The following is a 9915-nucleotide window of genomic DNA, read 5'->3' as shown; positions in this document are numbered from 1 at the left end:
ACGTCGCCGGCGATGCTCTCGCCGACCGAGACCAGCGTCGTGATGATGCCGTCCCCACTCGCGTCGGGCTCGATGGGCCGGCGCCGGCGGGATCCCCCCACGATCCGGAGTCTGCCGGCATCGATGAGCGCTCCGGTGACATGGCCACCGCCCAGCTCGAGCGCCCCCGCGACCCTGGCCCCGGCCGGGGCGTCGGCGGTCGACGTGTCAGTGCCCATCAGTCCTCCCGAATGACGGACCGCACCACGCGGGTGGTCGTCACTCCCGTCCGCCGGACGGTGTAGCTGCCCACGCTCGCGGGGACGACCACCGTCTCAGCATAGGCGAGCTGGTGCGACGCGCCGTTATCCATCTCGATCGTCACCCCCTCACCCTGCACCACATTCAGGACGTGAAAGCCGTCGTCGGTACTCGTCCGCACCGGTGTCGGACCATCCAGCTGAAGCCTGCGGATCTCGAAGAACATCTGCGGCAGCGCACCGATCAGTTCGTCTCGCCAGTCCGGCCCACGACGCAGTTCGCGCGGACGCTGCACGAGGTCGCGGCCCACCGCATCGCCGGTGCGCTCCTGGTCAAGGTTCGTGAAGGCGTGATCGACGTGCACCGGACGCAGCGCCCCCATGGCGTCGGTACGCAGCCAGTCGTAGAGCCGCAGCGAGTACAGGTACGGAGTCGCGCTGATCTCCAGCACGACGTTGCCGGCTCCACTGCCGTGAGGCGTCCCCGCGGGGATGAGGAACAGCTGATGCTCATCCGCGGGGAAGGTCTGAACGTACTGTTCGATGTCGAACTCGGTGCCGTGATGCTCGGCGTGATGGGCCTGCTTGGCGAACACATCCACGTCGACGCCTTCCCGTAAGCCAAGGAACACACGGGATCCGGGCGAGTTCGACATCAGGTAATAGGTCTCGTGTTGCGTATAGGGCCAGCCGAAGACGCGGCGCATGTATTCGGGTTGCGGATGGCAGTGCACCGAGAGGTCGCTGCCGCCCTGCGTGTCGAGGTAGTCGAATCGGATGGGAAAGCTCGAGCCGAACGTGCGGTGCACACGAGCACCCAGGACGTCGACAGGGTGCCGGGAGACCAAGAGCTGCAGCGGGACCTCGGCTGACAGCCCGTCGTCACCCACGAGGATCCCGGACTCCGGCGCGATGAGCTCGTAGCCCAAGGCCGTGTTCGGTGCCTCGAGTTGCATACCGAGCCTCCGCTGGGCCCAATGGCCACCCCACGGCGTGGAATTGAACCAGGTCCGCGTCCGGAACGGACGGCGCGCGAGCTGGCCGAGCGTCGCGGTCAGGGTGTCATTGTCCAGATGGGCCGGGGCGGCCGGCTCCTGCATGTCCAACCACCGGTCTACTCCGTCCGCCACCGCGTCGCGGTGGCGGTCCAGCAGCGGCCAGTCGACGTAGAACAGGCGCCGGGTGGTGGGACGGGCATCCTCCGCGCCTTGGCCCAGGTTCGCACCGGAGCCCCTGGCAACAGCGCGCTCCGCATAACGCTTCGGCAGATCCGCGTACCAGAGCACATCATGTTGAGCGAAGGCGGCGCCAGGCCCGATGACCACTCGAACGTCGGCGACGTCGCCCTCCACGACGTCACTACCCACGACTCCCGCGGGATCCGGCCGGCGATCGAACAAGTCTGAGAGCTGCAGAGAGGGGATCGTCTCGAAGTCCGGGTCGTCCTTCAGCGCGATCGACGACGTCCGGGCGAGGATCGTGTCCCATGGCGCGAGCGCGTCGGACGTGCGAGCGAATGAGATGGACCGGCCGGACTCACGAACGGCGTCCCCAAGGCCACGGACCAGCTCGTCCCACGCCAGGATCACCGGGCCGTCGACGGCGAGAACGCACGGGACGTCTGGCAGAGCGGCCGCGGCCGCGGCCCAGCCACGCTCCACGCCTCCGCCAGCCGGCGCGTATGTCGCGCGAGGGTCGTACACGTGGCCAGGAGGACTCGACATATTCAGCTCCCTCTCGTGTCGATACGGCAACGATGGTATCGCTACCGTATCGCTAAACTCACCCTGCTTAGCACGCACCACCTTCGAATCGGCGTTTTACCTGGCTTTTTCCAATAACTTGATTTATGGGTCTTGTCGGATAGGTATAGGTAGCGCTAACGTCACTTCCCAAGTTTTATGCGTAGTCCAGGCGCCGAAGACGAGGCCCCGACGGAGGTCCGCATGTCAGCGACGACACGCTCCACCACGACGATCACCAGACGAACGGCCCTACGCATGGCCGGCGGCGTAGGAGCGGCAGCGATCTTGCCCGCATGCGCACGCGGGACTCTCACCAGGGCCGCACCCGGCGACGACGTGACGCTCAACAACGACAACCCGACCTGGGCACCAGGATTCGAGGCCGCCGGCGAGGTATTGCACGCCACGACCGGTCACGGTTTCGCGATTCGTGCCGTGCCCGACGTCAGCAGCTATCAACAGATCGTTCGCATGTCGGCGCAGACCGACTCGACGACCGACCTCGTCAAATGGTGGAACGGCTACCGGCTCCAGGACGTGGCGCGCGCCGAGATCTTCGCCGACCTGACGGCAGCCTGGGACCAGGCGGAGCGCAACGGCTGGGTCGACCCGTCGCTGCGTGACTCCTTCAGTTACGACGGCAGGCCGTACGCCATTCCGCTCTATCAGTCCTATTACGCCGTCTTCTACAGCCAGTCCGCCTACCAGCGCCTGGGACTGGAGGTTCCTCAGGACTGGGACGAGTTCATCGCCAACGCACAGGCACTCCGTGATGGCGGGGTGACGCCGATCGCGAGTGGCGGTGTGGACAGCTGGGAATCGCTGATCTGGTTCCAGCAACTCCTGATCGGTCTCGATCCGGATTTCTACGCGGCCCTGACAGACGGACAGGCCTCGTACACCGACGACACTGCGCAGGAGGCCATGGCGATCTGGGTCGACATGTACGAACAGGAGCTGTTCTCACCACCGGACACCCAAGTGACCGAGTTACCGGGGCGCTTCGCGGAAGGATCGGTGGGAATGAACCTCCACGGTGCATGGAACACCAACGCCTTTGTCCAGGCGGGCATGGACGAAGACACCTTCGGCCTGTTCCTGCTGCCGGCGGTCGCGTCGACAGCGCCGCACGCCGTCGTCACCGAGAGCGGGGCCCTCGCCGTGACCGTCAATGCGCACAAGAGGAGCGCGGCCATGGACGTGGCCGGCGCGTGGCTCGACACCGACGTCCAGCGGGCCTGGGTCGGGTTCCTGAGCGATCTGTCGGCGAACCCCGCCGCGCTCCCGCCGGTTCAGCCCGTGCGAGACCTGGCAACGCAGGTCGAGCAGACCTCCCCTGTCCTGGCGACGCGCTACTGGGAAGCGTCTCCACCCGTGCTGGTGGAAGGGAACGTGGAAGAGCTGAGCGCGTTCATGGCCGAGCCCACTCTGGCGATGGCACAGGCCACGCTGCGCCGAATGCAGGAGCGTGCCGAGGCCGAGTGGGACAGGTGGTTACTGTGACTGCCCTGAACGAAAGAGACTCCGCGCTCACCCGTCGTACGAAGCCGGCTCGCCCGGGACAGTCTCGACGGCCTCACGGCAGCCTCCTACTGTTCCTCTTTCCCGCCGTCGCCTTGGTCGGGGTCCTGCTCATACTGCCGTTTCTTTTCACCATCTATAGAAGCTTCTTCCGCGACAACGGGTTCAGCCGCAGCTGGGTGGGCCTGGAGAACTACACCACCCTTCTCACCGACGACATATTCGTCCGTTCGGTACTGAACACCGGGATGTGGACGGCGGGCACACTCCTGCTGCCCGTGCTTCTCGGACTCCTCATCGCCGTCGGTACCAACAGCGTGCGGTGGGGGCCCATCGCCCGATTCGCCATCGTCCTGCCCTACGCGCTTTCCGGGGCGGTCACCGCGCTCCTCTGGAACTTCATGCTGCAGACGGACGGCGCGACCAACGCCCTGTTGAGTGCGCTCGGGCTCTCGGCTCTGGAGCGCCCCTGGCTGCTCGAGTGGCCGATGAACACCATCGTGATGATCATCGCCACCACCTGGCAGGCCACCGGGGCCAGCATGATCCTGTTTCTTGTCGGTCTGCAGGCGATCCCCGCGGAGACGATCGAGGCCGGTCGCGTCGACGGCGCCGGAGGATTTCGTCTCTTCCGCAGCATCGTGCTACCCCAGCTGAGACCCATCAGCGTCGTCGTTGTGGGCATCTCACTGGTGAACAGCCTCAAGACGTTCGACATCGTCTGGCTGCTCACGCGCGGCGGGCCGGGAACCTCGTCCGAGACGCTCGCCCTGACGATGTATCGGCAGACCTTCACGCTCAGCCGCTACGGCTACGGCGCCGCGGTCGCGGTGATACTCACCGTGATCGTCCTTGTTGCTTCCTGGACTTACCTGCGGCGTCAGCTGCGGGCAAACTGAGAGGGGCTCGTGTGATGGCGAGACGCGTACGCGATGTGCTCCTGATCGGAATGGCGCTGCTATGGCTGATCCCGACCTACCTTGTCATAGTCAACGCCTCCACGGCGGCCGCCGACTACGCGGGGCCGCGCTGGTGGTTCAGCTCCTGGGGGTTCTTCGACAACCTCGCCACCGCCTTTGAAACGGCCGACATCGGGCGGGCGATGTGGAACAGCCTCCTCTACTCGACCGGCGCGGCGTTGATCGCGGTGTTCGTGGCCGCCCTGGCGTCCTTCGCCGTGGTGATCATGCCAGTCAAGCGACCGGCGATGTGGTTCTGGGCCATCTACACCGGCACCCTGCTGCCTCTTCAGGTGTTTCTGTCTCCACTTTTCAACGGCTACGCGAATACGACCCTCTATGACACCCAGTACGGCATGTTGCTGATCTACGCGGCGATCGCGATCCCCTTCGCCTTCTTCGTCATCCGCAACTACATGACGACCGCACCGCGGGAGATGATGGAGGCGGCCCAGCTCGACGGAGCGAGCTGGATCGCGATGTTCGTGCGGGTCCACCTCCCTCTCGCCCGGGGTGCCCTCCTCGCGGCCTTCCTGTTCCAGTTCCTCGCCACCTGGAACGACCTGCTCTTCGGCATCACCTTGTCGACGAGCCCGAACGTGCGGCCGCTCATGGCAGCCCTGGCGGAGTTGAACGGCCAATACGCCGGCCTCGGCCCGCCTGTGATCCTGGCAGCCGGCCTCGTGGCATCCGTCCCCACCGTCGTGCTGTTCCTCTCCTTCCAACGGTTCTTCGTCAACGCTCTCCGACTCACGCCCTAGGCCTGGTGTGTCGTGGTTTCGCCACGCCTCCGGCCGTCGTCCCGCCTACGCCCCTTCCCCGCCCTTGGCTCCTACAAGATTGGTGTTCAATGACAACCCGAGCCCTGGTTAAGGATCGACCCTGGTCCGCCGACAAAGCGCGCTCCGGACTCCTGCGCCTCGCCGTAGCCGCCGAGGCGGTCATGGGCGGACGCCACGTCCGGTTGATCCCCGAGCCGCTGCTGCGGCGCACCGATGACGGCCGCATGCTTCAGTCGGTGCGCCTCATGGTCGAAGGGGACAGCGAGATCGGGGACGTCGACGTCCGGACGTCGTCCGGCACGGCTCTGAGAACGGAGAAGATTCCAGGCCCGGCCGGCACCACTCGGCTTCTTCTGCCCGCAGTGACCTCGCCCACGCACGTCACGGTCGGGCTTGCTCAGCTGGCTGCCGACCAACAGCTCACCATCGAGTTGCGGCCGGTCCGGGAATGGTCGGTCCACCTCGTCCACCACTCGCATCTCGACATCGGTTACACCGATCCGCAGGGTACGGTGCTGGGCGAGCACGTCTCCTTCCTCGACTCCTGCCTCGACCTGACCCGTGCCACCCGCGACTGGCCCGAGCCGGCCCAGTTCCGGTGGGCGGTCGAGTCGCTGTGGTCCTTCGAGCAATGGATGAAGGCACGCCCGACCGAGCGCGTGGACGAGTTCCTCGAGCGGGTGCGGGACGGTCACATCGAGCTCACCGCGATGCCGTACAACCTGCACACCGATACCTGCTCCACCGACGAGCTCCACGAGCTCCTCCGCCTCGCCCGGCACGTGCGCCGACGGTACGGCGTCCACATGCCGGTGGCCATGCAGACCGACGTCCCCGGCGCTGTCGCCGGCCTTCCGGACGCGCTGGCTCAACTCGATGTCAGCTATCTCTCCGTGGCGCACAACTGGGCGGGCCGATCGGTACCACACCTCAACGGGGGTCAGAACCTGCCCCGTCTGTTCAGGTGGCGCTCCCCCGCCGGGAACAGCGTCCTCGTCTGGATGACGGACAGCCCGCACGGCCTGGCCTACATGGAGGGGCCGGTACTCGGGTTCTCGACCTCCTACGACATGGTCGACGACCTGTTGCCCGCATATCTCACCACGTTGTCCACGCGCCCCTACCCCTTTCCTCCGGGCATGTTCGGCTGGCACGGCCCGGAGGTCACGGATCGCGAGCCCTACCCGTGGGATGTGCTTCATCTGCGAGTCCAGGGTCACTTCAGCGACAACGCGCCGCCCCGCCTCATTCACTCCGACATCGTGCGGCGGTGGAACGAGACGTGGGTGTACCCACAACTGCGCCTGTCCACCAACGCGGACTTCTTCCGCGACGCAGAGGAACGCGTCGGGAGCCAGATCCCCACCTTCACCGGCGACTGGGGAGACTGGTGGGTCGAGGGTGTCGGTAGCGGCGCGCGGCCCCAGGCCATGACCCGACGGGCACAGGCCCTGGTCACGGATGCGCAGACGGTCAGCGGTATGTCCCAGATGTTCGCCGGGCAGGGAATGCCCGACGAGCACGAGCACTCGCGCCGCGTGTACTCCTCCATCTCACTGTTCAACGAGCACACCTGGGGCGCCTCCGATCCCTGGACCGACGGCGACTCCGGAAGCCACTCGGGCGAACAACAGTGGCACTGGAAGTACAACCGCGCGATCACGGCACACGACGACGCCGAGGTGTTCCTGGACCACGCCGCGGCCCGTTTCGGTGGCCATCTGTGCGAAGCCCACGACGCCGATGCCACTTACCACGCTGTCAACACGGCCGGTTTCACCCGCTCGTGCACAGTTTCGCTCTTCATCCGGGAGAGCAAGATCCCGCTCCACGAGCCGGTCACCGTGCGCGACTCCCGCACTGGTGCGGTGCTGTCCTGCGAAACGATCCAACAGACGAATCCCAACAACCGCGACGCCGGTCGCTTCCTCCGGGTGCACGTCCCAGCGATACCGCCCGTTGGATCGGTGAAACTCTCGGTACACAGGTCGGATTCTGACCGCACCGCGGCCGAGGTGGACCCGGACCCGACGCACGCCGAGGATCCGCTCGTGCTGGAGAATGAGCACCTACGGGTCCGGGTGGACCTGCAGCACAGCCGCGTGGCATCGATCGTGGACAAGGCGACCGGTCGCGACATCGTCGATCAGACGGCCGTCGTCGGCATGAACGGCTACGTCTACGACACGTACACCACGGCAGGTGGGTACAACCACCAGTCGAACAAGACGTCGGTCTCCGACGAGCTTGAGCTTCTCGGCAGCCGCACCCTGGCCAGACCGAGCGCCCTGCTGGAGCGCACCAGTACTCCCGTCGAGGAACGGCTGACCTACGAGTTCGCCGCCGACGGAGTTCGCTGGGCGAGGGTGACGCTCGTCCTCCCTCGCGACGCCGCCCGCCTGGAGGTGGAGAACCGGCTCTCCAAGCCAACGACGATGACGAAGGAGAGCGCCTACTTCGCCTTCCCGTTCGCCGTGTCCCAGCCGACGGTGCGCTACGAGATCACCGGAGGGGTGACCGGTCCCGGCCTGCCACACGTTCCAGGCGCACCTCAGCACATGCGGGCCGTGCGCGACTGGGTGTCCTTCGAGGACGGAGACATCACCGTCGCCTGGGTCACGAGGGACGCCCCACTGGTGCACCCGGAGGTCGTCGCCCTGCCGTACGCCCCCTTCCCGGACAGCATGTCGCCGCGCCAGCCGGCCACCGTCTACTCCTGGGTTCACAACAACATCTGGGACACGAACTTTCCCTCCCAGCAAGGGTTCGAGACCTCGTTCCGCTATGCCATCGGCGTACGACGAGCTGGCGAGAAGCTGTCCGCCTCCGCGCTCGCGATGAGGACCGCCATCGAGCTCACCAATCCGGTGATCGGCGTGCTCGCCACAGGTCGCGACGGTGACCCCGGCGTACTTGACCACACCGAGCGGTCGCTGCTCCAGCTGGACGACGACCGGGTCCGTCTCGTCTCGGTCACGACGGCCGAAGGCGCACCGGTCGAGGTAGGCGCAGACACGTCCTGCCTGGTCAAGCTCCAGTCCTACGCCGAGGAGCCGATCACGGTGAGGCTGCGTCCACAGTTACGGCTCATCGGCGCGGCGACCGCCACGTACCTGGGCGACCGCCTGGAGGATCTCGATGTGGCGGGCGACGGTATCGATGTGCCCCTAGCCCCACAGGGCACGGCGGCCGTCCTCCTCGACGTCGGCTGATCTGGTCACAGCTGCGACCTGCGCTCCGTGCCGTCCCGGCCGGATGTCATCCATCTCCCTGGCCTAGGCGTAGGGGTCGGTGACCTCACGGAGACGCGTGAGGATGCGCCGCAGTTGTGCCAACTGCTCTCTGCCGAGGTGTGCTTCCCATTCGGCCTCCACCTCGGCGACGGCGGCCTCAGCGATGGGGATGACCTTCTGTGCTTTCGCAGAGATGCGCACCAACCGCGCTCTCTTGTCGGTGGGATCGTCGACGCGCTCGATCCAGCCGCCTTTCTCGAGGTTGTCGACGAGAACGCCCGCGGTCTGCTTGGTAACCTGCGCCTGTTCGGCGAGGTCAGTCAGCCGGGTGCCGTTCGGGCCGATACGCTGCATGAGCTTCATCTGTGCCGTCGTGATCTCGTATCCCGCCTCGGTGACGGCGGCGAAGACACGGCTCTCCAGCGAACGGTATGGGATGTAGAGCAAGAGCCCGGTGTTCAGCTCGTCTGCCATGTACGTTGCCCCTTGACGTTGGTCAGCCTATCTGACTATCTTCTACTTAGTCAGATAGGCAGACCAAGTATAGTCGAACGCAGATGCGCCATCACTGGCGAGTTCAGCTTCAGCCGAGGGGGCGATATGGACCAGGATCAGCCCATTGGCCTGGAAGAGAGCTGGCTGGTCATCGAACAGGAACGGCGCAGCCTCGCCGAGCTGCTCGACTCTCTCACCGAGGAAGAGTGGCAGCTGCCATCACTGTGTGTGGACTGGCGGATCAAGGATGTCGCCGCGCACCTGGCATTGACGCCGCAGCCGATCGGCGCGTGGTCGACGCTGGTTCAGGCACTGTGTGCCCGCGGCAGCTTCAACCGATTCGTGCATGATGTGTCCGTACGGCACGCCGACCGCCCGGCCGCCGAGATCGTCGACGAGCTCAGGGTTCACGCCGCATCGCGCACTCTGCCGGCGCTCACGAACTACCGCAACATCCTCATGGACACCCTGGTCCACGGTCAGGACATCGCGATCCCGCTCGGCCGTGAACGCCCGATGCCACTACAGGCCGCCACCGCCAGTGCAACGCTGATCTGGCGGAAGGGTTGGCCATTCTGGGCACGGCGCAGGCTCGCCGGACTCCGGCTGGTCGCCAGCGACATCGACTGGACCGCCGGTTCCGGACCCGAGCTACGTGGCCCCATCAGTGCGCACCTGCTGCTGGTGACCGGCCGCACCGCGGCCGCACTCCCATACATCTCCGGCGACGGGCTCCCGTCGCTGACCACGCGTGCCTGAACAGTGGCGCGCCACCGTGGCCTCTCGGCTAGCCCGCGTCGAGACGGCTGCCTGGACCGCACTACCAGTGACTCGGGTTCGCCTACGGCTACCGGGCATTACGGCCAGTGGTGGACCGACAACGCCGCCTGTGTACTCGGTCCCGAGGTCGTTCCCTGGTGGTCTTTGGCGGAGCGGGCGCG

The 9915-nt window shown here is 66.2% G+C and carries 7 protein-coding genes and 1 pseudogene; 5 read left to right on the top strand and 3 right to left on the bottom strand.

Going from position 1 to position 9915, the window contains the following annotated elements; genetic code table 11:
• Both ELR45_RS36160 and ELR45_RS32060 read right to left on the bottom strand, forming a co-directional pair.
• Positions 1-218: pseudogene (locus ELR45_RS36160) on the bottom strand (hypothetical protein); the annotation flags it as partial.
• Entirely contained in the window at positions 218-1963 is a 1746-nt protein-coding gene (locus ELR45_RS32060) for a class I mannose-6-phosphate isomerase (protein WP_129669909.1), read from the bottom strand. The pseudogene ELR45_RS36160 and the gene ELR45_RS32060, both read right to left, overlap by 1 nt.
• A 222-nt stretch (positions 1964-2185) precedes the next feature.
• Here ELR45_RS32060 and ELR45_RS32055 point away from each other — a divergent pair, with 222 nt between their 5' ends.
• The 4 genes from ELR45_RS32055 (at position 2186) to ELR45_RS32040 (ending at position 8458) form a co-directional block, all read left to right on the top strand.
• Entirely contained in the window at positions 2186-3487 is a 1302-nt protein-coding gene (locus tag ELR45_RS32055; RefSeq protein ID WP_165368291.1) for an ABC transporter substrate-binding protein, read from the top strand.
• Positions 3484-4404 (top strand): carbohydrate ABC transporter permease, encoded by a 921-nt coding sequence (locus ELR45_RS32050; RefSeq protein ID WP_205857689.1) that lies wholly within the window; start codon positions 3484-3486, stop codon positions 4402-4404. The genes ELR45_RS32055 and ELR45_RS32050 overlap by 4 nt, the downstream gene beginning before the upstream one ends.
• 14 nt (positions 4405-4418) lie before the next feature.
• Positions 4419-5225 carry a carbohydrate ABC transporter permease gene (locus ELR45_RS32045; RefSeq protein WP_129669906.1) on the top strand — a complete coding sequence of 269 codons (807 nt, stop codon included), beginning with the start codon at positions 4419-4421 and terminating at the stop codon, positions 5223-5225.
• An 89-nt stretch (positions 5226-5314) separates the two neighbouring features.
• Positions 5315-8458 (top strand): glycoside hydrolase family 38 N-terminal domain-containing protein, encoded by a 3144-nt coding sequence (locus tag ELR45_RS32040; protein WP_129669905.1) that lies wholly within the window; start codon positions 5315-5317, stop codon positions 8456-8458.
• A gap of 63 nt (positions 8459-8521) precedes the next feature.
• Here ELR45_RS32040 and ELR45_RS32035 read toward each other — a convergent pair whose 3' ends face one another.
• Positions 8522-8953, bottom strand: coding sequence for a MarR family winged helix-turn-helix transcriptional regulator (locus ELR45_RS32035; protein WP_129669904.1), 432 nt, complete (start codon positions 8951-8953; stop codon positions 8522-8524).
• A gap of 126 nt (positions 8954-9079) precedes the next feature.
• On the opposite strand from ELR45_RS32035, the gene ELR45_RS32030 reads away from it, so the two are divergent.
• Positions 9080-9733: a maleylpyruvate isomerase family mycothiol-dependent enzyme gene (locus ELR45_RS32030; protein ID WP_129669903.1), complete on the top strand. Its 654-nt coding sequence runs from the start codon at positions 9080-9082 to the stop codon at positions 9731-9733.
• Positions 9734-9915 lie beyond the last annotated feature (182 nt).

Origin of the sequence: Phytoactinopolyspora endophytica, from assembly GCF_004138495.1 — a bacterium.
Classification (GTDB): Bacteria; Actinomycetota; Actinomycetes; order Jiangellales; family Jiangellaceae; genus Phytoactinopolyspora; species Phytoactinopolyspora endophytica.
The sequence above is the reverse complement of the archived record's forward strand: the minus strand, read 5'-3'. Positions and strand labels throughout refer to the sequence as shown.

What these genes read in the sequence shown, in the direction of transcription:
- ELR45_RS32060 (WP_129669909.1), bottom strand. Translation starts at nt 1,963, where the DNA reads ATGTCGAGTCCTCCTGGCCACGTGTACGACCCTCGCGCGACATACGCG.
- ELR45_RS32040 (WP_129669905.1), top strand. Translation starts at nt 5,315, where the DNA reads ATGACAACCCGAGCCCTGGTTAAGGATCGACCCTGGTCCGCCGACAAA.
- ELR45_RS32030 (WP_129669903.1), top strand. Translation starts at nt 9,080, where the DNA reads ATGGACCAGGATCAGCCCATTGGCCTGGAAGAGAGCTGGCTGGTCATC.
- ELR45_RS32045 (WP_129669906.1), top strand. Translation starts at nt 4,419, where the DNA reads ATGGCGAGACGCGTACGCGATGTGCTCCTGATCGGAATGGCGCTGCTA.
- ELR45_RS32035 (WP_129669904.1), bottom strand. Translation starts at nt 8,953, where the DNA reads ATGGCAGACGAGCTGAACACCGGGCTCTTGCTCTACATCCCATACCGT.
- ELR45_RS32055 (WP_165368291.1), top strand. Translation starts at nt 2,186, where the DNA reads ATGTCAGCGACGACACGCTCCACCACGACGATCACCAGACGAACGGCC.